Consider the following 25,326-nt stretch of genomic DNA (forward strand, 5'->3'; position numbering starts at 1 on the left):
GGCGATGATCTATGCGTTTTCGCGTTGGGATTCAAACACAACTGCGACAGAGTTTATGAAAGGGTGACGGATGTCACGCATTTTCGACGGGAACGCCCGCTACGAATCCGCGCATCCTCATCAAGTTCGCCGCCAATGCCAGTCAATCTTCCGTGACGCGCGGCGTCAGCAGGCCGAGTTCCTCGAGATCGATATCGGTCAGCGCATCCTCGTCGTCGGTCAATGCGTCGGGATCGGCCGGCGGCTGCGGAATGGAGAAATTCGACGGCATGCGGCCCGAAAGCAGTCCGGCCCCCTTCAGTTCCTCCATGCCGGGAAGATCGCGAATCTCTTCCAGCGCGAAATGGTCGAGGAAGGTCTCCGTCGTGCCGTAGGTCACAGGGCGTCCGGGCGTCTTTCGCCGGCCGCGCATGCGCACCCATTCCGTTTCCAGCAGCGTGTCGAGCGTACCTTTTGAGGTCTCCACGCCCCTGATGTCCTCGATCTCGGCACGCGTCACCGGCTGGTGATAGGCAATGATCGCCAGCACTTCGAGAGCCGCGCGGGAGAGCTTCCTTTGCTGGACGGTATCGCGGCTCATCAGGAAGGCCAGGTCGCCGGCGGTGCGGAACGCCCAGGCGTCGCCGACACGCACCAGATTGACGCCGCGCCGCGCATAGATCTGCTGCAGCTCGGCCATGGCCAGGGCAATGTTGATGCCGTCAGGGAGGCGGGCCGCAAGCTGCTTTTCGCTGACGGGTTCAGCGCTGGCGAACACGATCGCCTCGGCCATGCGCACGGCCTCGGCCAGATGCAGCCGTTCGGCCGGGTTCTGTAGCTGCTGCTCGGCCGGATCCTGGGAAAGCGACTCCTCTTCGGGTTCATCGCCGACCTTGAACGGGACAACCGAAGCGTTGGCGCGTTCGCTCATGATGCCACCTCGACTGCCTTGATTGCCTGCGTGCGGCCGCGCAGGTAGATCGGCGCGAACACTTCGTCCTGCCGCACCTCCATCGTGCCGTCGCGCACCAGTTCCAGTGTTGCCGCGAAGGAACTGGCGATCGCCGTGCGCCGCTCCTCGGGGCTGGTCATGTACGCGATGAGAAAACTTTCCATCGTCGTCCAGTCGCTCACGGCCCCGACCAGGCGGGTCAGGATGTCGCGCGCGTCCTTGAGCGACCAGACACCGCGCCTGGCGATCGTCACATTGTTGATCGCCTGCTTCTGGCGCTGCTGGGCATAGGCGGTCAAGAGATCGTAGAGCGAGGCCGAATATGCGTTACGCTTTTCGACGATGACCATTTCCGGCATGCCGCGCGCGAACACATCGCGGCCGAGCCGGTTGCGGTTGACCAGGCGCGCCGAGGCGTCGCGCATGGCTTCCAGCCGCTTCAGACGGAACTGCAGCACCGCCGCCAGTTCCTCGCCGCTTTCGCCCTCGTCGCCGGGCTGCTTGGGGATCAGGAGCTTGGACTTGAGGAAGGCCAGCCACGCCGCCATCACCAGATAGTCGGCGGCAAGCTCCAGCCTGAGCGCCCTCGCCGTCTCGACAAAGGTCAGATATTGCTCGACCAGCGCCAGGATCGAAATGCGCGCCAGATCGACCTTCTGGGTGCGGGCCAGATGCAGCAGAAGATCGAGCGGACCTTCGAAGCCGGCCACGTCGACAACCAGCGACGGGTCGCCGGTAACGCGTGAATCGTCATTCTCGGCCCACAGACGGTCCATCGGTGCGGCCTTCGCGGCCTTGCTTTCCAATGTTTCCGCCACTGCCTGTCGCTTTCCCTTTGCTATGCCATCGCATCGAAGTAGGTGGCGAATTCGGCACGTATTTCGGTTTCTTCAACCGTGTCACGGTTCTTTATATAGGTCAGCGCCCGCTTTGCGCGCTCCAGCGACGTGCCCTCAAGCCCCGTGGTCCGCGATGCGATGCCGGCCATCTCCTCAAAAACGCCATTGCAGTGAAGGACCAGATCGCAGCCCGCTGCAAGGATCGAGGCCGCCTTTGTCGGGAAATCCCCAGAAAGTGCCTTCATCGAGGTGTCGTCGCTCATCAGCAGTCCGTCGAAGCCGATTTCGCGCCGGATGATCTCGTCGATGACCTTGCCGGAGGTGGTCGCCGGATTGTTGGGGTCGATCGCGCTGTAGACGACATGGGCTGTCATCGCCATCGGCAGATGGCTAAGCTCCTTGAACGGGGCGAAATCATGCCGCTGCAGATCGCTGAGCGAGGCATTGACCACCGGCAGTTCGAAATGCGTGTCGGCAAAGGCACGTCCATGACCCGGAATATGCTTCATGACCGGCAGCACGCCGCCCGACATCAGCCCTTCCGCGGCTGCGCGGCCGAGCTCGATCACCGGTCGCGGATCCTTGCCATAGGCCCGCGCGCCGATGACATCGCTGGCGCCTTCGATCGGCACATCGAGCACCGGCAGGCAATCGGCTGTGATGCCGTAGCGCAGCAGGTCGAAGGCATGCAGCCGCGCCATCAGCCAGGCCGCTCGGGCGCCGGCATCATGATCGTCGCGCCACAGCGCGCCGAGCGCGCCGCCGGCGGGATAGTTCGGTGCCAGCGGCGGTCGCAAGCGCTGCACACGGCCGCCTTCCTGATCGATGAACACCAGCGCGTCCGGACGCCCTAGGCAGTCCCGCATCTCGGCGACCAGATCGCGGATCTGTTCGGTCTCGCCAATGTTGCGCGCAAACAGGATGAAGGCCCACGGGCATTCATTGCGATAGAAATTGATTTCTTCGCGGGTAAGCGATTTCCCGGCACAGCCGAGGATCATGGATTTTGATTCGGTCATGTCGGCAGTTTAGGGCTTTGTGCGATCAAAGGGAATCGCCAGGGATTCATCCGGGACAATGCCGGATCTGCTTTCCCCATGAAAAAGCCGGCGCGGTGGACCGCGCCGGCTTTTGATGGTTGGCTCCGGCTTTAGCGCGAGACGAAGCAGTTGCCGCCGGCGGCCTTGTAACTGGTGCACAAATTGATCGCGTCATTGCGTGACTGGGCCGGAACGCGCACGCGGTAGAACGTGCCTTTGCCGGCGATCTCGGCCTTGACGATGTTGGCGGTACGCCCGGCAAGCACGCTGCCATAGCGGCGCTGCAGATCCTGATAGCTGGACTGGGCGCTTTCGACGGTCGGCTGCGAGGCGATCTGCATCGACCACGAGCCACCGCCGGCCGCGGTCGATGCCGGATCTATGGACGCAACCTGATCGGGCTTGACCTCGCCGACAACATCGACCGGCTGGTCGGACGGACGCTGCGGCGCGAGCGGAACCTTTGCCGGCGTGTTCGCCGATTGGGCCTCGGCTTTCGGCTTGGCGACCGGCTTGAGGGCCGGCTCGTCGTCCGCCTGGGCGGCGGCAGGCGCCACGGTGCCGGTCTGGTCCGCGTCGGCTTGCGCCGCCGGGGCGACATGCTGCGGCGCCGGATCGACCGGCTCGGTAGCGGCCATTTGCGGAGCGGCGGGCGCTGCCGGATCTTCACGCGGCACCAGCGAACCGTCCGACTTGACCACCATGGTCCTCACCTTGCGCGGCGCAACGGCGACGACATCGGCATTGGTGCCCTTGTCGGCATCCTGCAGCACCTGCGCGATGCGATCCTCGGACTTGGGCGCCGGCGCAGTGCTATCGGCAGAAGCGTTGTCGGCCGAAGCGGCGCCGGACATCGGCGCGGCATTGCCGACATCGGTTCCAGCGGCGGCTGCATTCTGGTCCGGCGAAAGATCGATGGCGCGGGCCGGGTCCTTCGCCTGCACGTCAACCGGCTCTTCGACGTTGGTGACCAGCTTTTCCTGGACCGGCTCGGCTGGCTTTGCGCCCCTGACCGCGTCGTAGACCTTGTTGTCCTGGTTGGGCACCACGGCGCCGCCCGGATTCTCCGGCTTAACCTTGATCGGCGCGTTGTCGGCCTTGACGATGACAGGCGCTTCGCTGCCGCCCTTGCCGCCAAAGGACAGCGCAAAGGCACCGAGACCGCCCGCGACGGCGACCGCGCCGACAATCGCGGCGATGAACAGGCCGCGTCCGCGCGACGGCCTCGCGGCCTCACGCTCGCCGAGCCCCGGGACAGCCATAGCCTCGTCGAGTTCGGGATCGTAGTCGAGTTCATCGACGGTGAAATCATCGGCTTGGGAAACCGGCTGGCTCCCTGGCAGACTGTCAAGGTCGAAACCAGAGGCGTCGGCATAACCCGTGGGCGCCGCCGCGCGGGCGGACATGTCCATCGGCCGCGCGGCATAGGTCCGCGCTTCCGGCTCATAGCCCGGCTTGATCCCATCATAGCCCGGCTTGACCCCGTCATATGCCGGCTTGAGGCTGTCATAGCCCGGCTTGAAGCCCGCGGCATAGGAGTCATCATCGTAAGACGCGCCGGCCAAATTGCCTGTGGGAGCGGCAGCGACCTCCACCGCGTTCATCTCGGAGAGAAGGCTGGAGAACTCCGCATCGAGATCGTCGTAGCCAGGCGACGCTGGCTGGTCTTCCTCGAAGTGCAGTTCGGGAATATCGAGATCGTCCGCCAGCGCGACGACACGCTCGGGTACATCGACCGTTTCGACGTCGGGCATGTCTTCGTAATGCGCCGGCTGGCGCGATTGCGGCGCCGATACCGGGGCAGCGGGAGCCACGGCCTCGACCGGCTCGGACGAACGGTAGGATGTCATGGCGGCGACTGCCGGCCCGGCGGCCACGGATGCCACCGAAGCGGCCGGCTGAGCACCAAACGCAGGCTGAGCGCTGAATGACGGCTGCTGCGGAACCGGCGTCACGCGGCTCCACGAACGCGGCGGCTCTGCCGGTTGGGAACGCTCCGCAAGCCAATCGAGAGAATCCGCCGAATTGTCCCGGTCAGCGGCTTCGTCACGCGGATCAAGATCCTTGGGCAAAGCCGTGTCGAACGCATCATCGTCGAAATCGACATCGCCAACCGTGTTCCAGGTCGTATCCTGGAGTTCATCAAGCATAAGGTCGTCAATATCCGCATCGGCCGCTTGGGCCGTGCCAACATGCCGGTCCTGCTCAGGCGCGGGTTCGTCAAGATCCCAGTCGAGGTCGCCGACAAGGTCGGCCGGTTCCTCGGCGGGCTCGGCAACAGGCGGCAGGGCAGCGACAGCCGGCTGAGCCGTGACGGGCTCACTGGCCACCGGCACTGTGCGCGCCGTCATGGCACCCAGCAGCGCATTCAACTCGTCTTCCAGGCTCCGTTCGTCCGCGGTCGGGGCATGCACCGCGGCTGCGATGTAGGCTTCCGGCGCCGCCGGCTGGGCGGCAACGGCGGCAACCTCTGTGACCGGCTCTTCGACCGTTTCGGCAAACGCGTCGTCCAAATTCAGGTCAAAAGCATCGTCCGGCACGCTCTCAGGGCTGGGAAGCTCGCCCTTCGCGTCAGCGACATCGGCAAACGCATCATGCGTTGGCGGCTCGTCGAAGGCATTCGGCTCATCCGCGCGAACGTCGAAATCCATGTCGACATCAGCCATGGCGTCGTCGAAATGGCCGGCAAAGCTTTCATCGGAGATTGCATGGCCGTCACGCGCCGCCGCTTGCTCCGGCATGGGATACTCGACGGGCTCGGCGACCACGAATGACTGTTCGGCCGCCGAATGGTCGTCGAGCACCAGCTCGTCTTCAAGCGAGACTGCCACCGCATCGTCGAATTCGTCATCTGAGGCAACTGGCTCGACAGAAGCGTGCGTGTCGGCAACGGCGTATTGGGCCTCTTCGGCTTCCTCATCGATCCGGAGGTCCTGGTCGAGCGAAGTGGCAAGCTCGTCCGCCATCGACTGATCGTCCTCGAAGGGGGAGACGTCCTCAAGCGAACCGGCGACGGCATCGTCAAAATCAGACGCGAAAGCCGGCTCGACGGACGGCGCGGCTTCAGCTGCGACCGCATGGCTGGTGCCGGCGACGTGGCCGTCGATCTCAGCCATGTCCAGTTGGAAATCGTCGTCGAGCGACACCGAAAGCTCGTCGTCCATCGCGCTGGCGTCAGCCGCTTGGAATGCCGGCTCATGCTCGAAGGTCGGCTCATGAGCCTGGACAACCGGAGCGGCGTCGCTGTCGTCAGCGCCGAACTCGCCCATCATTTCTTTCTCGAGATCGATATCGAAATCGCCCTCTTCGGGCCCGCGATCGGCGGCTGGGGCCTGCGGCTGGGCGGGCGATTGCGGCCTGACCGGCTGGCGCGGGTCGAATCCCATGATCCTGGTCAGTTCCGCGAACGGATCATCGTCAGCGATGTCGTTGTTGTCGGCTACTCTCAGCTGGGTTCTGTCTGCCATTATTGTTCCCGAACTCGCACTCATTCGGACGCCATGGACGTCGCGTAGGGTTGGCCCTTACCAGCGCAATGTGGGCAAAAGGTGACAGGTTATTTAGTCAAACCTAACGCATTTCGGTGGGCGCGGCGGCCCCGATCAACGTCAGGCCGGACGTCAAAACGTCCGAAACAGCCTGCACCAGCCCTAGTCTGGCATGCGTCAATTGTCGGTCGTTAACCTTAACAAAACGTAAGTCCGGATTATCCGTGCCACGGTTCCAGTGTCCGTGGAAGCTGGAAGCCAGATCATAGAGGTAAAATGCCAGCCGATGCGGCTCGAGCGCAAGGGCGGCGGACTCGATCAGCCGCGGGTATTCGGCGAGCTTGCGGATCAGGCCGATCTCGCCCTCATCGGTCAGCAATGCCGCGGCCGACGCCAGGCTGTTGCGGTCGAAATTGGCTTCGCCCAGTTGCTCGCTCGCCTGCCGGAACACCGAATGACAGCGCGCCGAGGCGTACTGGACATAGAACACCGGATTGTCCTTGGACTGCTCGGTCACCTTGACGAAATCGAAATCCAGCGGCGCATCGTTCTTGCGGTAGAGCATCATGAAGCGGATCGCGTCGCGGCCGACCTCCTCCACCACTTCGCGCAGCGTCACGAAATCGCCCGACCGCTTCGACATACGCACCGGTTCGCCCTCGCGAAACAGCTTGACCAGATTGCACAGCAGGACAGTGAGCTTCACCTCGTCGCCGGCAACCGCCCGCGCCAAGGCCTCCAGCCGCTTTACGTAGCCGCCATGGTCGGCGCCGAGCACATAGATCAGGTCGACGAAGCCGCGATCGACCTTGTCCTTGAGATAGGCGACGTCGGCGGCGAAATAGGTGAACGAGCCATCGGACTTGACCAGCGCCCGGTCCATGTCGTCGCCGACCGCGGTCGAGCGGAACAGCGTCTGCTCGCGGTCCTCCCAATCGTCGGGTTTCTCGCCCTTGGGCGGCGGCAGCTTGCCCTTGTAGATATGGCCCTTCAGCGTCAAATCGTTGATCGCCGAGCGGATCTTCCTGGCATTGTCGGCGTGCAGCGTGCGCTCGGAGAAGAACACGTCGTGATGCACGTTGAGCATCGCCAGGTCCTCGCGGATCATCGCCATCATCGCATCGATGGTGCGATCCTTGACGATGGCGAGCGCCTCGTCATCGGGCATCTGCAGAAGCGAGCGGCCGAATTCCGCGACCAGCGCCTGGCCGACGGGCACCAGGTAATCGCCGGGATAGAGACCGGCGGGTATTTCGCCGATATCGTCGCCCAGCGCTTCGCGGTAGCGCAGGAATGCGGAACGGCCGAGCACGTCGATCTGCGAGCCGGCATCGTTGATGACATATTCCTTGGTCACATCGTAGCCGGCGAAGGCCATCAGATTGGCAAGCGCGTCGCCGACGACAGCACCCCGGCAATGGCCGACATGCATCGGCCCGGTCGGATTGGCCGAGACATATTCGACATTGGTCTTCCTGCCGCCGCCAACCGTCGAGCGGCCATAGTTGCGGCCCTCGCCGAGCAGTGCGGTCAGATGTGTCTGCCAGAAGCCGTCCTTGAGCCTGAGATTGACGAAACCGGGCCCTGCCACTTCCGTCGCCGCGACATCCTTGTCGTCACGCAGCGCCTGCGCCAGTCTTTCGGCCAGCGCGCGCGGGTTCTGGCCGGTCGGCTTGGCCAGCACCATCGCCGCATTGGTCGCCAGGTCGCCGTGGCTGGCGTCGCGCGGCGGCTCGACGGCAATGCGCGACAGGTCGGGCGAAACGCCGTCTTTGTCTTTCAGATCAAGCGCTTCGACGGCTTTTATGATTCGCGCGGTGAAATCGGCGAAGATGTTCATTTGTGTGACTCTGGGGTCTGGCTCTGGCGGCTTTGCAGCGAATCCGGCTCGTTGGCCGGCAAAATCGAGCCCGCCCTAGCCCAATTCAGGCGTATGGTCAAACAAACGCCGGTGTTCCTTGAGCGCGTAGGTGTCGGTCATACCCGCCAGGAAGTCGGCGACGCTGCGCGCCTTGATGCGGTCGTCGGCCCGATCCAGCCCCTCGCGCCAGCCGTCCGGCATGGCGCGCGGATCGGCGAAATAGGCGTCGAACAGATTTTTGACGATCTGCTCGGCGTCCGCGCGCACCCGCATAACCTCCGCGTGCCGGTAGAGGTGCTTGTACAGGAAGGCCTTCAGTTCTTTCTCCAAGGCAGCCATTTCGGCCGAGAAAACTACCATCGTCTCGCCAGCTGCCCTCACTGCATCGGCGCTCCGCGGCTTGATGCGATCGAGATTGGCGGTCGTCGACTTGATCACGTCCTCGACCATGGCGGTTATCTGCCGCCGCATCAGCTCGTGGCCGGTGCGCACATCATCGAGGGAGGGATAGCGTGAGCGAACGCCTTTCAGGATCGTTCCCGGCAGCGAAACCGTCTCCAGCATGTCCAGCGTCAGTAGCCCTGCCCTCAAGCCGTCATCGATGTCATGCGTGTTGTAGGCTATATCGTCGGCGATCGCCGCGCATTGCGCCTCGATGCCGGCGAACCGGTCGAGTTCGAGATCGTGCAGTTCAGAGTAATCACGGATCGCCTGCGGCACCGGCCCTTTCAGACCCTTGCCGTTGGCGTCCGTCAGCGGTCCATTGTGCTTGACCAGGCCTTCCAGCGTTTCCCAGGTCAGGTTGAGCCCATCGAACTCGGCGTAGCGCGCCTCCAGCCTCGTCACGATGCGCAGCGATTGCGCGTTGTGGTCAAAGCCGCCCCAGGTGGCCATCTTTTCGTTCAGCGCGTCCTCGCCGGTGTGGCCGAAGGGCGTGTGGCCGAAATCATGCACCAGCGCCACCGCCTCAGCGAGATCCTCGTCGCCGCGCAGCGCCCGTGCCAGGGCGCGCGCGATCTGCGCCACTTCGATCGAATGGGTCAGCCGGGTGCGATAGTGGTCGCCTTCATGCGCGATGAAGACCTGCGTCTTGTGCTTCAGGCGCCGGAAGGCCGTCGAATGGATGATGCGGTCACGGTCACGCTGGAATGGCGTGCGGGTCGGGCTTTCCACCTCGTCGAACAGCCGTCCGCGCGACTTTGCCGGGTCGCAGGCATAGGCGGCGCGCGGCCGATAGCCGAATCCGATGTCGCCCAACTCATTGGTCATGGCTGATGCTGCCGCGTTTGACTTAGCCAGGTTGACTTGGCCCCTCGCGCTTCATACCTATCATGTGAAACCGAAAGCAAGGTGACGCCCATGGGCGCTGATGCCAAGACTGCCATGAAAGTCGATATGACCGAGGCCGCCGCCAAGCGGATCGCCAGGATTGTCTCGAACGAGGCCGGCAAGACGGCGCTGCGCGTGTCGGTCGAAGGCGGCGGCTGCTCGGGCTTCTCCTACAAGTTCGATCTGGTCGATACGCGCAATGACGACGACGTCGCCATCGAGAAGGACGGTGCCACCGTGCTGATCGACGATCTGTCGCTGGTCTATATGGGCGGCTCTGTGATCGATTTCGTCGACGATCTGATGGGCCAGTCGTTCCAGATCCGCAATCCGAATGCCGTCGCCTCCTGCGGCTGCGGCACGAGTTTCTCCATATAGAATGCCTGCTATCGGTGCGGTCCGTCAGATCGCGCTGTCGGCTGGCCGTGATCTCGACGCCACGCTGGCTTTCTGGCGCGACGTGCTCGGCATGGGGGTTCATGCGCGCTTCGACCCGCCGGGCATCGCCTTCATCATGGCCGGCGATATCAGGCTGCTGTTCACCGACGGCATACCGGCCGGAACCGTCTATCTCGACATATCGGGCCTCGATGACTTCCATGCCTCTGCGGTCGCGGCAGGCGTACCCTTCACCGCGCCGCCAACACTTGTCCATCGCGACACAGAGGGCCAGTTCGGTCCAGCGGGGGAAAGCGAATGGATGGCCTTCCTAAAGGACCCGGCTGGCAATACGATTGGCCTCGTCGAACGCCATCCGCCGCAAGAATCCAACTGAACAGCATCGAGACCGCCATGAAAATCGTCACCTGGAACATCAACGGTGTCCGCGCCCGCATTGGCAACCTCACCCATTGGCTGACCGAGAGCGCACCCGACATCGTCTGCCTGCAGGAGATCAAGTCGGTCGACGAGCAATTCCCGCGCGCCGAGATCGAGGCGCTTGGCTACAATGTCGAAACCCACGGCCAAAAGGGTTTCAACGGCGTCGCCCTGCTGTCGAAGCTGCGCTTCGACGAGGTGATCCGAGGCCTGCCCGGCGACGATGCCGATGAACAGGCTCGTTTCATCGAAGGGGTTTTCTCGACTGACAAGGGCGCGCTGCGCGTCGCCTCGCTCTATCTGCCGAACGGCAATCCGATCGATGACGAGAAGAAGTTTCCTTACAAGCTGTCCTGGATGGCGCGGCTGGAGCGCTGGGCCGAAGAACGGCTGAGACTGGAGGAGGCTCTGGTGCTCGCCGGCGACTACAACGTGATTCCCGAGCGGATCGACGCGCGGTTTCCGGAGAACTGGCTGGGCGACGCGCTGTTCCAGCCGCAGACGCGACAATCCTTCCGGCGGCTGCTCAACCTTGGTTTCACCGAGGCGGTGCGCGCGGTCACCGACGCACCCGACACCTACACATTCTGGGACTATCAAGCCGGCGCGTGGCAGAAGAACAACGGCATCCGCATCGACCACCTGCTCTTGTCGCCGGAAGCCGCCAACCGGTTTTCTTCCGCGTCGATCGAAAAGCACGTGCGCGCCTGGGAAAAACCGTCCGATCACGTGCCGGTGGCGATCGATCTCGCACTTCAGCCGGCCTGAGAGAACCCTCGCCGGGCACGTCTGCGCTGGACCTCATATCGCCACATTTCGCGCCGCTCATTGCGGGCCAGCATGGCGGCTGGGGTTCCATGAGCACACGATTTCATCTTTGTCCGATCGGCCTGGCATTTGCCATGGCCGCTCCCGGTGCGGCATTTGCCGACCAGGAATGCCTGGCCAATGGAAAATCCTACCAGCTTGGCCAGGTCGCCTGCCTGACGCTTGCCGACCGGAGCCATCTGGCTCGCTGCGACATGGTGCTCAACAACACATCGTGGACGAAGATCGGGGATAGCTGCCCGGAAAACACGCTGGCGCCACAACCCCATGTCACGCCGATCTCGACGCCGGCGCCCAGCATGGTGCCGACGGAGCCGATCGAGAACTGATCACGATCGAAAATCGAGTGCTGCTGGTGAAGCTGACGCGGCCGCGAGATTACTGATCCGCGTTGTTGCCCTTGGTGAGGATATCATCGGCCAGCGAGATGGCGGTGCGGCGGTCGGCCTCGCCGGCGGTGGCAAATGCCTCTTCCTGCATGCCGCGGATCCAGGGCTGGTCAGCCGGCGAAGCGCGTTCGAGCGCTGCCGTCATCATCGCCAGGCCACGAACGATCTTGCCGCTCTGGAACAACAAATGGCCCAGTGTCGCCTGTGCGCCGGCATGGCCTTTCTCGGCGGCGAGTTGGAACCAGCGCCCGGCCTGCTTGACGCTGGCCTTCACGCCGCCCTCGCCCTTCAGGAACATCTGCCCCATTTCGAACTGCGCGTTCGGATTGCGGTAGTTGGCGGCGGCGCGCATGTAATATTCCTGGGCCGCCACCTCGTTCTCGGCGACCGGGCTGCCGGGAATGCCCGTGCGCAAATAGTCGCCAAGCGCCACCAGCGCGTCGGAGACATAGCTTTCCTCAGGCGAGCCGGGCTCGACGTCCTGATCGACGATCTCGGAGAAGAACTTGAACGCCTCGTAGTCGTCACGCGCCACGCCGTCGCCCTCGGCATACATGCGGGCAAGCTTCCAGGTGGCGCCGATCTGGCCGTTTTCGGCGGCGTATTTGTAGGCCTCGGCAGCCTGTTCCTTGTGGCCGTTCTTGTAGGCGGAGAAGCCGAACTGGAAGACCGCCCATGGGCTGGATTGCGGCTTCACCCCGGTCTTGTCGTCGAACACCTTGTCGTCGAAGGCCATGGCCTGGCCCACGGCGCCAAAGGTCGCGCCAAAAGTGGCGATCACGACCAGTGCCGAAAAGACAGACGACCTCAACAACTCTGGTGTTGACTTCAACAACTCAGATGTCCGCATAACAGTGTGTTTCTTTCGCACCGCCTGGATGGGTCACCGCGCCATCGCGCGCCGGCCCTACCGTCTGTGCATATTTCCATATCGCGCCCGACTGATAATCGGTCGCGCGCGCCTTCCATGTCTTTGCCCTCGCCGCCAGTTCGCTATCGGACAACGCCACGTCGATCGTGCCGTTCACCGCGTCGATCGAGATCACGTCACCATCCCTGAGCAGTCCGATCGGGCCGCCTACGGCTGCTTCGGGGCCGACATGGCCGATGCAGAAACCGCGCGTCGCGCCCGAGAAGCGCCCGTCGGTGATCAGCGCCACCTTGCCGCCCATGCCCTGGCCGTAAAGTGCTGCCGTCGTCGACAGCATCTCGCGCATGCCGGGGCCGCCGCGCGGCCCCTCGTAGCGGATGACGAGAACTTCGCCTTCCCTGTAGTTGCGCTGCGTCACCGCCTCGAAACATTCCTCTTCCGAATCGAAGCAGCGTGCCGGGCCGGAGAACTTCAACTCCGCCATGCCCGCGACCTTCACGATCGCGCCTTCGGGGGCAAGGTTTCCCTTCAAGCCCACGACACCGCCGGTTTGGGTAATGGGTGTGTTGGCCGGGCGGACCACGTCCTGATGCTCATTCCAGACAACGTGCTGCATGTTTTCGGCCAAAGTGCGGCCAGTCACGGTCATGCAGTCGCCATGCAGATAGCCGTGGTCGAGCAGCGTCTTCATCAGCAGCGGAATGCCGCCGGCCTCGAACATGTCCTTGGCGACATATTTGCCGCCCGGCTTGAGGTCGGCGATGTAAGGCGTCTTCTCGAAGATCTTGGCCACGTCGAACAGGTCGAACTTGATGCCGGCCTCGTGGGCGATCGCCGGCAGATGCAGTGCCGCGTTGGTCGAACCGCCGGTGGCCGAGACCACGGTCGCCGCATTCTCCAGCGCCTTCAGCGTGACGATGTCGCGCGGCCGGATATTTCTGGCGATCAGCTCCATGATCTTTTCGCCGGAGGCGAAATTGAACCGGTCGCGCATTTCGTAAGGGGCAGGCGCGCCGCAGGAGTAGGGCAGCGCTAGGCCGATCGCCTCGGCGACGGTGGCCATGGTGTTGGCGGTGAACTGGGCGCCGCAGGAACCGGCCGAGGGACACGCGACCTGCTCGATCTCAAGCAGTTCGTCGTCGCTGATCGTGCCGACCGAGTGCTGGCCGACCGCCTCGAAAACATCCTGCACGGTGATCTGGCGGCCGCGATAGCTGCCGGGCAGGATCGAACCGCCATAGATGAAGATCGACGGCACGTTGAGCCGCACCATGGCCATCATCATGCCGGGCAGCGACTTGTCGCAGCCGGCCAGCCCGACCAGCGCGTCGTAGCAATGGCCGCGCATGGTGAGTTCGACCGAATCGGCGATGACCTCGCGCGACACCAGCGACGACTTCATGCCCTGGTGACCCATGGCGATGCCGTCGGTGACGGTGATGGTGCAGAATTCGCGCGGCGTGCCGCTGGCGGCAGCGACCCCCTTCTTGACCACCTGCGCCTGGCGCATCAGCGAGATGTTGCAGGGCGCCGCCTCGTTCCAGCAGGAGGCGACCCCGACCAGCGGCTGCGCGATCTCGGCCGCCGACAAACCCATCGCATAGAGATAGGAACGATGCGGCGCACGCGCCGGACCGACTGTCACATGGCGGCTGGGGAGCTTAGCCTTGGAGATGACTTTGGCGTCCATACTCTTCCTTGCCCCATCTTCCCTGCAAATGGGGCGGAGCGGCCTGCCCCCTCGCCGAGCCTTTTGGCGCGTGTCCCGAGACAAGATCGAGGTGCGCCGGGTTTATGGCGGGAAATGGGCAATTTCCTCAGCCCGGCTTCCAGTGCAGGGGTTGTTCAGAAAGTGTTGCCAAAACATCACAATCGCACGAGGCGAAAGCGGTGCGGCTAATGTGCAATGCAGCTTGGATGAGAGGATCGCAAGCAATGCGATCTCAAACGAAAAAGGCCGGGCATTGCCCGGCCTTTCATGTTCAACTTTAGTTAGTTACCACTTGACCTTGAATGAAGTCGAAAGTGCCGTCACAAGGTCGTTGCCGAAGTCAGCGGTATAGCCATTGTCATAGGTTTGGCCATCATCTGGGTTTACGGCCGTATGAATCGATCCGCTGGTCAGCACGCCCACGGCGCCGCCGAGCCGAACCTCGATGTTCTGGGTTGGCGTGTAGGCCACGCCACCGCTGAGGGTCCAGGTATCGGTCTGGGCACTCAGGCCGGTCGACGTTCCGCGATCCCATGTGATAACCGCCGCACCGCTCCACTGATCATTGAATTTGTGGCCGACGCCGCCGGAAACCGTCCAGCCATCGCGATAGAGTAGGTCGAGCGAGGTAAGCCGCAATGGGCTGGTCGTCGTGCAGGATGCCGTGCCGGTCGGGCAAAACGGAATGCTCTGCAACTCGCTCCAATTCATCCACTTTATGGATCCGAATGCCAGCCAGCCAGGAGCTATGCCCGACTGAAGCTTGAGCTCTACAGAATCCGGAACCTGCGAGGAACCGCTAACGTTCGTCACCTTGCCCAAAAACGGATTTAAGGGATTGAGAGCCGCAGGAACCTGAGTCAGATCCAGCGTTCCGTCCAAATTGTCGAGCTTGACCGCCGAATTATAGACCAAGCTGGCGCGCAGGGCGATATCCGGAATCTCATAGGCAACGCCGGCTCGCCATCCCCAGCCGTCACCTTCGAGGTCAAGCCGCCCTATGCCCGCACCGGGAATGGGAGCCACCAATTGTTCCTTGAAGCCAGAAACATTCTCGTGGAACACGCCGCCGATGAAACGAAACTGTCCTTTGCCGAGATCCATCTTGTAAGAGCAGGTTCCGCCCACGGCCTCGCTCTTCACCTGCGTTTCAACATTGCTGTTCGCGCCGGCCCAATTCCGACCCGGGTTGCTGGACGCACCAATCGGCTGGCCGTAGTCGACGAGGCAATCGACGGGGCCCATACCCGCCTTGATGCCGACGCTCGGCACCCAATAGCTTTCGGTATCGCGAGCACTGTTGGAGAAACCCATGAGGTTAAGCGGTCCGTCAGACGGGTCGGTGTCCTGCACGTTCTTGAGGTCGCGTTGCGGCATCACATAGGTGCCGGAGACCTCACCCGTGACTTGGGCAGGATCAAACAGCAGGTCGATATCATAGCCGCCGCGCTCCAGGCCGCCGGCATGTGCCGAGTTCATCGCCGTCCCGATCAACGCCAGCGAAAAGCAGCCCGCCCCCAGCAGCGCTTTCAGTCGCAGAATAGTCATGAAATGTCCTCCCCGAATTCGAGTGCATCAAGCTAGAACCAATTCAGGTTAACGGTGCAACAACGAATTCAAGGGCGTACATGTACACATTCGTCAGGCGCATTTTCGAGCAAATGCAACGGCATGCGGCAAGGCCGAAAAACGGTCCATGATGGCGGATCCGCTTCCAAAAAACAGAGGAAACCCATCAAAAAGGGTTCGAAAACAGCGTTTTTTGCGGTCCGGGAGCCCCATTGTTACATTATGGCAACAATGGGGCTAAAACTTCCGTTTACGTCAACATTAACGCAACGGAACGCTGATTTTCGAGGCGGAAAACCAGCAGTTTAGAGAGGGCTAAAGTCTCGCGAATCTATCCTTAGCCGGCGTCGCGAACCCTGGCCAACGCGACCGACAGCTTGCCCTGCGCATCGCGGTATTCGGCGAGCTTTTCACGCTCGGCATCGACGATCTCGGCCGGCGCGCTGGCGACGAACCTTTCGTTCGACAGTTTCTTGTGCAGGCGCGCGATCTCCTCGGTCACCTTGGCCAGTTCCTTCTGCAGCCGTGCCGCCTCGGCGGCGAGGTCGATCAGGCTGCCAAGCGGCAGGCAGACCGTCGCCTCATTGAGCACGATCTGCGCCGAGCCCTTGGGCGCGACATCGGCAAGCGAGATGTCGCCGACCCGCGCCAGCCGCTTGATCGCCGAATCCTCGCGAACGAGGCGCTCGCGTGTCAGATTATTGGCGCCGACCACGACGAGCGGTGCAATGGCTGCCGGCGGCACGTTCATCTCCGAACGCACGGAGCGAATGCCAGAGACGAGTTCGACCAGCCAATTGATGTCCGCTGCGGCCTCGGCGTCTTCGAAATCCGGTGACGGCCATGCCGCATGACACAGCAGCGAGAGGCGTTGCTTGCCTTCGCCAGCGGTCTGCGCCCACAGTTCCTCGGTCATGAACGGCATCATCGGGTGCAGCAGCTTGTAGATCTCGTCGAGTACGAAGGCGACGCAGGCGCGGCTTTCGGCCTTGGCCGCCTCGTCGGCGCCCATGAACACCGGCTTCAGCAATTCCAGATACCAGTCGCAGAACAGGTTCCAGACGAAGCGGTAGGCGGCACCCGCCGCCTCGTTGAAGCGGTATGAGGTGATGCCGTCCGTGATTTCGCGCGCCGCGCGCGTCAGTTCGGTCAGGATCCAGCGGTTGACCGCCAGCTTCGCGTCATTCAGCCAGAACTCGTCATTGCGCGCGACCTCGTTCATTTCGGCGAAGCGCGTGGCGTTCCACAGCTTGGTGCCGAAATTGCGATAGCCGGCGATGCGCGCCGGGTCGAGCTTCACGTCGCGGCCTTGCGCCGCCATCACCGTCAGGGTGAAGCGCAGCGCATCGGCCCCGTATTCGTCGATCAGGTCGAGGGGGTCGACGACGTTGCCTTTCGACTTCGACATCTTCTGCCCGTTCTTGTCGCGCACCAACGCGTGCATGTAGACGGTGTGGAACGGCTCCTCGTCCATGAAGTGCAGGCCCATCATCATCATACGGGCAACCCAGAAGAAGATGAGGTCGAAGCCGGTCACCAGCACGTCGGTCTGGTAGTAGGTCTTCAGCTCCGGCGTCTCATCAGGCCATCCCAATGTCGAGAACGGCCACAGCGCCGACGAAAACCAGGTGTCGAGTACATCCTCGTCGCGGGTCAGGATCTCGCCCGGCTGGAAATTCTCCAACTTGTCCTCGACCCAGCCCTTCCAGGGTCCTTCCAGAGCCAGGTAGTATTCGATCGCGGCGCCGAGCGCCTCTTCCTCGGTCTTCTCGACGAAGACGCGCCCATCCGGCCCGTACCATGCCGGGATCTGATGACCCCACCACAGTTGGCGTGAGATGCACCAGGGTTCGATATTTTCCATCCACTGGAAATAAGTCTTTTCCCAATTCCCGGGTATGATCTTGGTGCGCCCCTCGCGCACCGAAGCGATCGCTGGCTTGGCCAGTTCCGCCGCATTGGCATACCATTGCTCGGTCAGGAACGGCTCGATCGGCACGCCCCCGCGATCGCCATGCGGGACGGCGTGGCGATGCGGCTCGACCTTTTCGAGGAAGCCGCCCTCTTCCATCAGCTCGACGATCTTCTTGCGCGCGACGAAGCGGTCGAGGCCGTCGAGTTCGTCCCAGACAATTTGGCGCTCCGGCGTCACCTCGAGGCCGGCAAGGAAATCCTCATTATCCCTGAGACTTACCGCCGCCTCCGTGGTCAGGATGCTGATCGCCGGCAGCTTGTGGCGCTTGCCGACCTCGAAGTCATTGAAATCGTGCGCGGGCGTGATCTTGACCGCGCCCGAACCCTTTTCCGGATCGGAGTACTCGTCCGCCACCACAGGAATCCTGCGACCGACGATCGGCAGGACGATGTTCTTGCCGACCAGATGCCGGAAGCGCTCGTCGTCAGGGTGCACGGCGACGGCCGTATCGCCCAGCATCGTCTCCGGGCGCGTCGTCGCCACGGTGATGAAGGTTGTTGGGTTTTCCGCGTCGAAGACCTGGCCCTCTACGGGGTAGCGGAAGTGCCAGAGATTGCCGTTGACCTCCTGCTGCTCGACCTCGAGATCGGAGATCGCGGTGAGCAGCTTGGGATCCCAGTTCACAAGGCGCTTATCCTTGTAGATCAGCCCTTCCTTGTAGAGCGTGACGAACACTTCGAGCACGGCCTTGGACAGGCCTTCGTCCATGGTGAAGCGTTCGCGTGACCAATCGGCCGAGGCGCCGAGCCGCTTTAACTGGTTGAAGATCGCGCCGCCGGATTCGGCCTTCCACTCCCACACTTTCTCGATGAACTGCTCGCGGGTCAGGTCGCGGCGATGGATCTGCTTTTCCATCAGCTGCCGCTCGACCACCATCTGCGTGGCGATACCGGCATGGTCCATGCCCGGCTGCCACAGGACATTCTTGCCGCGCATGCGCTCGAAGCGCACCAGTATATCCTGCAGCGTGTTGTTGAGCGCGTGTCCCATATGCAGCGAGCCGGTGACGTTCGGCGGCGGGATGACGATGGTGAAGGCTTCCGCCCCCTCCTCGGCCCCGGCACCGGCGCGAAACGCGTCGGCCTCTTCCCAGACTTTGGCGATCTTCGGCTCGACGGTTTTGGCGTCGTAGGTCTTTTCAAGCATGGGAAAATGGTCCGCGCTGTCGGGAGTTTTGCTGGTCCGCTGTAAATCGGAAGGCTTTGACCAAGTCAACCGCAAGGGCTGTCTCGGACCCTCACAACCAGATAGGCGCGGCCTTGGTCATTTCAACGGAAAGCGATCCGTCGTCCTGCCAACAAGCTGACCTCACCAAAGGAAACGGCGCCACGAGGGCGCCGTTTCCTTTGGCGATCGGCATGGGGAACTACTGCGCCCCGCGCGCCACGCGCTCTATCTCCTCGCGCACCAGCCTTTCGACCAGTGTCGGCAGATTGTTGTCGAGCCAGTCCTGCAGCATCGGCCGCAGCATCTCTTCGGCCATTTCGTCGAATGTCTTCTTGCTGCGGCTGGCAAACGCGTCGGAAAGCTCGCCAAAGGCAGCCGCGACCTGCCGGCCGGTGTGCTCGGAAACGATCGCCGGACGCGGCGCGTCGCTGGCCGCCACCGGTCGCACCACGCTTGCATCCGGACGAGACGGCTCGACGGCTGCTTTCGCGGTCGGTTCGTCACTTGGAGTCTCCACGGACGGCTGGGCAGCGGTCTTGGGGGCTTCGCTCCGGTCCGACACCGCCCTCGCCTGCTCACCGACCGCGGCGATCTCGCGACGCCAATCGGCGATGGAAGCGTCGGCGACAGGACGCGATCCCGGCGCTTCAACCGTGATTGGCTCGGCGGCGACGCGGGCGCTGACCTCGGCAAGTGTCATCGATGGCTTTGCCGGGCCGGGATCGGGGCGCACCGGCGTTTCCATGCGTGCGGCCACCGGCTCGGCCGCCGGCAACTGTGTCTGGACTTCCGCCAGCGTGACCGGCTTCCTGCCGTCGGGGGCGGCATGCAGGTCGGCACGGAATGCTTCCACGTCGGGGGCTGCATAGGCGCTCGACGCGCGCTCCAGATCCTGGCTCAACTCATCGGCGTCGCCCGGCTGCTTGCGGCCGCCGTCGCTGTCCTCGATGATCCGCCTGATGGAAGCCAGTATCTCTTCCATGGAAGGTTCGCGCTGTGCGCTGCTTGCCGTTGCCATCGTCACATCCGCCGCCCTTGTGACCCCTGTTGGGTTTTCCGATCCGGCAGAGCCGGATCGAATCATGGCGACAGCGTAACCGACGGATCGCCGCACGAGAATCCCCAATCTGGGGACTTGTGGGATTTCAACAGATTAGCGCGATCTGAACCCGAGAGCGCAGTACGAAAGATCCTGCTCAAACGAGGAGCACGGCCAGTCCTGGCCGAACGCTTCAGCGGCCGTCCGGCGTGCGCAGGCCGTACCACTTGTCCTTGACCGCGTTGTAATGCTCTTCAGGCTTGTATTTCGCTACCTGCAAGCCAAGGCGGTCGACGGACAGACGGCCGGTCGCCTGCAGGATGGCGTAGCTCGCCACCACCACATCATGTTCGTAACCGGCCTGGTTGATCTGGGCGGTGATGACCGTCGCCTGCGCGTTGAGGACGTCGAGCGTGGTGCGCTGGCCGACATTGCGCTCTTCGATGACACCGTTCAGTGCCAGCTTCGCGGCCTCGATCACCTGCCTGTTGGCCGTCAGCTGCTGCTGCGCGGCGGTGTACTCGGTCCAGGCGGCGGTGACGGCCTGGCGCACCTGGTCGCGGCTGACGTCGACCTGGATGCGGGCCTGGCTGAGCGATTCCTTGTCCTGGCGCACGATCGCCGAGGTGCGGCCACCCGAATAGATCGGGATGGTCAGCGTTGCCCCGACACTGGCCGAATTGGTCGTGCCATCCTGCGAACCGACGCCCGGCAAAGGCGAGGTATTGCGATAGGCGCTCGAAACGCCGGCGGAAGCCGACAGCTGCGGCAACAGCGCGCCTTCGGCCGACTTCACCGAAAACGCGGCCGCGTCGACCAGATGCTGCGTGGCAAGGATGGCCGGATGCTCGTTCGAGGCCACCCCGACGGCGGCGGCGAGGCTCGACGGCAACAGCTTTGCCACCGGCGAAGCGCCCTTGAGCTTGCCCGGCTCGTCGCCGACGATCTGGCGGTAGATCGCCGCACTTGCCAGCGCCTGCGCCCGGGCGGCACTCAGCGATGCCACGGCGGCGGCCCGCGAAGCATCGGCCTGGGCGACATCGGTGCGCGTGCCTTCGCCAACTTCGAAACGCGAACGCGCCGCGCGCGCCGTTTCGGTCAGGAACTGAAGGTTCTGCTCAGTCAGCACGGCGACCTGCCGGTCGCGAATCACGTTCATATAGGCTTGGGCCGCGCTGAACAGGATACCCTCTTCGGTGTTGCGCAGGCTTTCGACGGAAGCGCGGACCTGCGCTTCGGCGGCAGCGACATTGTTCCTGGTCTGAAAGCCATCGAACAGCATCTGGTTTATCTGGACGCCAAAATTTCCGGTGGTCAGCCTCACGCTTGAATTGGTGCCATTGAGATGGCTGCTCGAATAATCAATATCCGCCGAGCCGGTGACAATCGGGCGGTAGCCCGACTTGGCGATGGCGACACCCTCGTCGGTGACACGAACGCCGGCGCGGGATGCATTCAGCGAAGAATTGTACTGATAGGCCTTTGCAAGCGCGCCGGAGATGCTTTCGGCTGAAGCCGCCAGTGGGGACAGCATGGTCGCCGAAACGAGGACGGCGGTGAAAAGTGACTTGCGTAAAGACGGCACGGTTAAACCCTCATTCGTTTTCCATGGGAACCGCGCCGCGCCTGCTTCTCTCATAGATCAGCCGGCGCCGCGTGTTCGATGTTCCCTGCTGCTCACCCCAAAGTGCCCCCAGTCTGGGATCCGCAGCGATCGTTCAAATGCAAGCGACCATGACACAGCCTCTCCTGCAAGGCCAAATCATTCAGAATTCGAAAGCACGAATGCGTTCAAACCCCGGTAGTGGCTTAATTGCCGCATTAAATGCACGTCTTCCGGTTACAACCCCCCCGGCCTTGAAAAAGAGACGGGCCACGCCGGAATTGCCCTGCCCTTCGACGGCGACAAGGCGGCCGCCTTCGGCGAGTTGGTCCAGCAGCGCCACCGGCACTTCCGCGACGCTGCCACCGACGAAGATGACGTTATAAGGCGCCTTAGCGGCATGCCCCTGCGGCAACGCGCCCTGGACGACGGTCACATTGCCGCAGCCCAGCGACGAAAGCGTCGATCTGGCGGTTTCCGCCAGCGCCGAATCACTTTCGAGCGCCACCACGGACCTGGCCAGTCGCGACAGGATGGCCGAGGCGTAGCCGGTTCCGCAACCGACATCGAGCGCCGAATCGGTCGGGTTGATCTCCGCCAGCTGGATAAGCTTGGCCAACGGCGATGCTTCCATCAGGTAGCGCGCGCCGTCCGCGCCGGCGGCAATGCGGATGTCCTCGTCGATATAGGCCAGATCGCGCTGGGCGGCGCCGACAAACATCTCTCTTGGGACGACAAGCATTGCATCGAGCAGCGGCGCGCTGGTCACATCGGTGGTGCGGACCTGGCCGTCGACCATCTTGACGCGTAGTTCGGAGAAATCAGCGCTCATGTCCCAACCAATCCGCTTGCCGCGCCAGAACCGCGGTCCATTGTGTCAGGAACTTCAGGCCCCTGCGCTGCCGCGCGGGGGCCCGGGCATTGGAGGCCTCGCCCGGAATCGAACCGGGGTGCAAGGATTTGCAGTCCTCTGCGTAACCACTCCGCCACGAGGCCTCATTGCTCCCGGCGTTCCACCCGGTTCCAATAGGTTGCGGCGAAAATGACGTCAAGCGGCCACCGTGCATTCCGAACGGTTTCCTCGCGTCAGTCCGGACGGCACCCGGCAAATCGTCGGATCGGGCCTGACCGCTCCATTAGCGGACAATTAAGCATAGCCTGCCCGGAGAAGAAACTCATCGGCGGCCGTGCGTTGGACATGGCAGGAGGAAGAGCCATGCACCGGACAGTGGCAGCAAATACAAGTGCCTCGTCCGGCCTGTCCCTGCCACAATGCGGAGAGCCTATGCATTACGCAATCGACCGTCTGTCCATCGAAGGTGCGGACAGCCTGTCGCCGCATGACAGGGCAAGGCTTGCCTCGGCCGCGGCGATTCTCAAGCAGATCCGTGAGGCGCTGGAAGAGCACGCCGCCCGCTGAACACCCGCCTTGCGCTATCGGCGGTCAATCGGGCCGGCGACGCCGTTCCCACCAGACGACAAAGCGACGCCGGTGACGGCGAACCATGGCGAATTCATAGGACAGCACCAGCAATCCGAGCGGAACCATCCAGAAGCCGAGGATCGGCAGGAAACCGAGGACGCCGCCAACGGTCAGCAGGATGCCGATCGTGATTCTGAGCCCGCGCGAGCGCGGCATTTTGAACTCGCGCCCGAAAACGGAGATTTTCCGCGCCGGCATCTGGTTGTCTTGTGCTGTCATCGTCTCGAAAGATTGACCCGTTTGATTGTTCGCAAGCATGCTTGAACCAAAGCAGCCGCCGCGCTTTCGGTTCCATATCCCCGCCAAGACGGCTAATATGAGGGCTTCCTTCGACGATTGCGAGAAACGCCTGCGCGAAAAAGCCTCGGAAAAATGTGAAAAGCTTCTTTGCAAAGCCGAAAAGGGCAGCTATAGGCTGCGCCACTCACATAAGAGCATCCGTTCCCCGGTAGCTCAGTGGTAGAGCAACCGGCTGTTAACCGGTTGGTCGCTGGTTCGAATCCGGCCCGGGGAGCCAATCTTTTCAAAGCCTTGAGACGGTCAGGTCGCCCATAGGGGCTGATCTATGGCATGTCTGCAAAATCGCGGTCAGCAGGTTGATTCTCAACTTGACCTGGCCCCGCTGTCCAGCGCCGTCGATGACGCCGCGGCATCGGGACGGTTCGCGGGAGCAGGCATAAGGCCTTGCTTCGATCTCGGCGATCTCATCTCTTGTCGCCGTTCGGGTTGGGTGCCGGTGCCTCTCGCACATCTCGCGGTGGCGGGTCGACATGCTTAAGCTCTGGCGGGACTTCTTTGTCCCGGCGTTGCACAGGTATCTTCTCCGGTGCGGGCTTCGATGGTGGCTCTTTGATCTTGCTCGGCATAATCGAGTTAACCGCCCTGCCGGTCTCTTGTTCCGTAGCGAGCAGAAAACCTGAATGCGTGGGGAACCGGGAACATCGAAGAGCGTTTTCTCGCATGCTGAAGAAGATCGCCCTCGCCGCCGTGCTGGTCCAGGTTGCCGCGTTTTCGGCTCTCATCACCCAGACGGTCCTCTTCGCGTCCACGGCCACACAGGCCGCCGACGCGAAGCCCGGCGACGCAGTCGCCGTCACCATTGAGAACGAACGGGACAAGGCGGCGCAACCTATTGTTGCCGGCCAATGTCCAACGCGGCTTGTGGCGAGCAAGGTCTTCACGAGGAACGTAATTACGGCGCAACAATAGCTCGCCATCGATGCCGGCCATCCGTCGATCCCCCCAATTTAAGTCAGGGCAATGTGCTTGAAAGCACAATGATTCCTGTTACTTGCGACGTAGGGCGAGTGCGTTTGGGTTGGGCAAGAATTAGTATGATTTCATCGAATATGGAATGCCCGCGCTGTCATGGCAGCGGCAGGGTTTTCGACTGCTCCAAGTGGTATGCGTCAAACGGGCACTGCTGCCCGCAGGGAACCCATCGGGGTGGCTGCCCTGGAAAGACGGGCGCCTGCGCGGAATGCGACGGCCTGGGGACGATGGCGGAGCCTCCGCTGAAAGCCGTGGCGTAATCTGCGAGAGCCGCGCATGCCGCTGATGACGGCGCGGAGGCGCCCGAACGAGCATATTTTACTCTGTTGGTGTTTCTACGGGTGGTGCGGCCAGAACCGTGATGTCCATCCTGGCGATCTTGGATGCCGCGCGGCCTTGCGCGCCAGCATCCATATCGCCGCCTGCGGCAACCATGATTTTGGCCAGATGTCCCACGGCGTCCGCGCTGCGGCCCGGCGAAAATCCTTCCCCGGTTTGCGGCTTCCCCACTGCCGTTTGTTTTTCCGGGACATGCGGATGTTGACTTACGATAGCGGAAACCATTGAACCTCCTGTGGCGACGCTTCGAACATTATATTAGCGTTGACTGTTGCGAGGCTGACCTAGCCAGTCGCCAAAAACCGCACCAGGGAGTTCGAACAAAAGATCGAGCCGCCCCGCTACAAGGTGAACTGGTAGGGCAGCTCACCTTGCAGCGATGTGAAAACGACGATGCAGGCCCAGCCGTCCTGGTAGCGCCGCCCCTTTTATCAAGGCTAAGCGGTAATCCCACCGCGACCTGACCTTGTGTCCATCCAAGGGAACTGAGCAAGCGGGTCCTGCAGGATCTTGACGGATCTTGCGAAGCCGGCGACGGCATCGCGCGCCACCGTCAGCGGAACCTGGCCGTCGTAAGCACGCTGGCAGGCTCGAAAGGCCGTTTCGAAAATCGGACCCCGCCTTTCCCTTGGCCACTCGTCAAAGAAGTCAAAGGCGTCGTCGAGGCACCCTATTTCTTGAATGAACTCGCCATTCTTGACCAGGACCGGTTGGTCGAACGTCCTGTCACTCATGTAATCCTCCATTCGGCACGGTGGGTTGTTGCTGGTTCG

General features: G+C 62.7%; 22 protein-coding genes and 2 tRNA genes. 7 read left to right on the plus strand and 17 right to left on the minus strand.

The window, feature by feature from the left end:
• Positions 1-142 precede the first annotated feature (142 nt).
• The 6 genes from scpB to X735_RS146555 all read right to left on the minus strand — a co-directional run bounded on the left by scpB (position 143) and on the right by X735_RS146555 (position 9,428).
• Positions 143-910, minus strand: a complete 768-nt coding sequence (scpB, locus tag X735_RS146580; protein WP_023812189.1) for an SMC-Scp complex subunit ScpB — start codon at positions 908-910, stop codon at positions 143-145.
• Complete coding sequence (locus X735_RS146575) at positions 907-1,707, minus strand: ScpA family protein (protein WP_023812190.1); 801 nt, start codon at positions 1,705-1,707, stop codon at positions 907-909. The genes scpB and X735_RS146575 overlap by 4 nt, the downstream gene beginning before the upstream one ends.
• Positions 1,708-1,769: 62 nt before the next feature.
• Positions 1,770-2,789, minus strand: coding sequence for a beta-N-acetylhexosaminidase (nagZ, locus tag X735_RS146570; RefSeq protein WP_023812191.1), 1,020 nt, complete (start codon positions 2,787-2,789; stop codon positions 1,770-1,772).
• Between the two features lie 131 nt (positions 2,790-2,920).
• Positions 2,921-6,277 (minus strand): SPOR domain-containing protein, encoded by a 3,357-nt coding sequence (locus X735_RS146565; RefSeq protein WP_023812192.1) that lies wholly within the window; start codon positions 6,275-6,277, stop codon positions 2,921-2,923.
• Positions 6,278-6,380: 103 nt separating this feature from the next.
• Positions 6,381-8,138, minus strand: a complete 1,758-nt coding sequence (gene argS / locus X735_RS146560) for an arginine--tRNA ligase (protein ID WP_023812193.1) — start codon at positions 8,136-8,138, stop codon at positions 6,381-6,383.
• A gap of 75 nt (positions 8,139-8,213) precedes the next feature.
• Positions 8,214-9,428 (minus strand): deoxyguanosinetriphosphate triphosphohydrolase, encoded by a 1,215-nt coding sequence (locus X735_RS146555; RefSeq protein WP_023812194.1) that lies wholly within the window; start codon positions 9,426-9,428, stop codon positions 8,214-8,216.
• Positions 9,429-9,518: 90 nt separating this feature from the next.
• On the opposite strand from X735_RS146555, the gene erpA reads away from it, so the two are divergent.
• The 4 genes from erpA (at position 9,519) to X735_RS146535 (ending at position 11,464) form a co-directional block, all read left to right on the plus strand.
• Positions 9,519-9,866 carry an iron-sulfur cluster insertion protein ErpA gene (gene erpA / locus X735_RS146550; RefSeq protein WP_013531288.1) on the plus strand — a complete coding sequence of 116 codons (348 nt, stop codon included), beginning with the start codon at positions 9,519-9,521 and terminating at the stop codon, positions 9,864-9,866.
• A gap of 1 nt (position 9,867) precedes the next feature.
• On the plus strand, positions 9,868-10,263 hold the full coding sequence (locus X735_RS146545; RefSeq protein WP_023812196.1) for a VOC family protein: 396 nt from the start codon (positions 9,868-9,870) through the stop codon (positions 10,261-10,263).
• Between the two features lie 17 nt (positions 10,264-10,280).
• Positions 10,281-11,075, plus strand: coding sequence for an exodeoxyribonuclease III (gene xth / locus X735_RS146540; protein WP_023812197.1), 795 nt, complete (start codon positions 10,281-10,283; stop codon positions 11,073-11,075).
• 89 nt (positions 11,076-11,164) lie between these two features.
• On the plus strand, positions 11,165-11,464 hold the full coding sequence (locus X735_RS146535; protein WP_023812198.1) for a hypothetical protein: 300 nt from the start codon (positions 11,165-11,167) through the stop codon (positions 11,462-11,464).
• A gap of 49 nt (positions 11,465-11,513) precedes the next feature.
• Here the strand turns inward: X735_RS146535 and X735_RS146530 are convergent, their stop codons facing one another.
• The 8 genes from X735_RS146530 to X735_RS146495 form a co-directional block, all read right to left on the minus strand.
• Positions 11,514-12,374: a tetratricopeptide repeat protein gene (locus tag X735_RS146530; protein WP_031213511.1), complete on the minus strand. Its 861-nt coding sequence runs from the start codon at positions 12,372-12,374 to the stop codon at positions 11,514-11,516.
• The gene (gene ilvD, locus X735_RS146525; protein WP_023812200.1) at positions 12,361-14,085 is read right to left on the minus strand and encodes a dihydroxy-acid dehydratase; all 1,725 of its coding nucleotides are present in this window, start codon (positions 14,083-14,085) and stop codon (positions 12,361-12,363) included. Before ilvD ends, X735_RS146530 begins: the two co-directional genes overlap by 14 nt.
• 306 nt (positions 14,086-14,391) lie before the next feature.
• Complete coding sequence (locus tag X735_RS146520) at positions 14,392-15,654, minus strand: OmpP1/FadL family transporter (RefSeq protein WP_023812201.1); 1,263 nt, start codon at positions 15,652-15,654, stop codon at positions 14,392-14,394.
• Between the two features lie 358 nt (positions 15,655-16,012).
• Entirely contained in the window at positions 16,013-18,796 is a 2,784-nt protein-coding gene (locus tag X735_RS146515; protein ID WP_023812202.1) for a valine--tRNA ligase, read from the minus strand.
• Positions 18,797-19,016: 220 nt separating this feature from the next.
• The gene (locus tag X735_RS146510) at positions 19,017-19,835 is read right to left on the minus strand and encodes a PopZ family protein (RefSeq protein WP_023812203.1); all 819 of its coding nucleotides are present in this window, start codon (positions 19,833-19,835) and stop codon (positions 19,017-19,019) included.
• A gap of 214 nt (positions 19,836-20,049) precedes the next feature.
• Positions 20,050-21,441 carry a TolC family outer membrane protein gene (locus X735_RS146505; protein WP_023812204.1) on the minus strand — a complete coding sequence of 464 codons (1,392 nt, stop codon included), beginning with the start codon at positions 21,439-21,441 and terminating at the stop codon, positions 20,050-20,052.
• A gap of 181 nt (positions 21,442-21,622) precedes the next feature.
• On the minus strand, positions 21,623-22,291 hold the full coding sequence (locus tag X735_RS146500) for a protein-L-isoaspartate O-methyltransferase (RefSeq protein WP_023812205.1): 669 nt from the start codon (positions 22,289-22,291) through the stop codon (positions 21,623-21,625).
• A gap of 90 nt (positions 22,292-22,381) precedes the next feature.
• Positions 22,382-22,455: transfer RNA gene (locus tag X735_RS146495), tRNA-Cys, on the minus strand.
• Positions 22,456-22,744: 289 nt separating this feature from the next.
• Here X735_RS146495 and X735_RS1000000170275 point away from each other — a divergent pair.
• Positions 22,745-22,879, plus strand: a complete 135-nt coding sequence (locus tag X735_RS1000000170275; protein ID WP_023812206.1) for a hypothetical protein — start codon at positions 22,745-22,747, stop codon at positions 22,877-22,879.
• 24 nt (positions 22,880-22,903) lie between these two features.
• Here the strand turns inward: X735_RS1000000170275 and X735_RS146490 are convergent, their stop codons facing one another.
• Positions 22,904-23,161 (minus strand): hypothetical protein, encoded by a 258-nt coding sequence (locus X735_RS146490; RefSeq protein WP_023812207.1) that lies wholly within the window; start codon positions 23,159-23,161, stop codon positions 22,904-22,906.
• Positions 23,162-23,384: 223 nt separating this feature from the next.
• On the opposite strand from X735_RS146490, the gene X735_RS146485 reads away from it, so the two are divergent.
• A tRNA-Asn gene (locus X735_RS146485) sits at positions 23,385-23,459 on the plus strand.
• Between the two features lie 443 nt (positions 23,460-23,902).
• Entirely contained in the window at positions 23,903-24,151 is a 249-nt protein-coding gene (locus tag X735_RS0134490; protein WP_023812208.1) for a hypothetical protein, read from the plus strand.
• 381 nt (positions 24,152-24,532) lie between these two features.
• Here X735_RS0134490 and X735_RS146480 read toward each other — a convergent pair whose 3' ends face one another.
• Together X735_RS146480 and X735_RS146475 are read right to left on the minus strand one after the other, a co-directional pair.
• A complete protein-coding gene (locus tag X735_RS146480; RefSeq protein ID WP_023812209.1) occupies positions 24,533-24,778 on the minus strand; it encodes a hypothetical protein in 246 nt (81 codons plus the stop codon).
• Positions 24,779-24,990: 212 nt separating this feature from the next.
• On the minus strand, positions 24,991-25,287 hold the full coding sequence (locus X735_RS146475; protein ID WP_023812210.1) for a DUF982 domain-containing protein: 297 nt from the start codon (positions 25,285-25,287) through the stop codon (positions 24,991-24,993).
• Positions 25,288-25,326: the final 39 nt, after the last annotated feature.

Origin of the sequence: Mesorhizobium sp. L2C084A000 (assembly GCF_000502875.1) — a bacterium.
GTDB lineage: Bacteria > Pseudomonadota > Alphaproteobacteria > Rhizobiales > Rhizobiaceae > Mesorhizobium.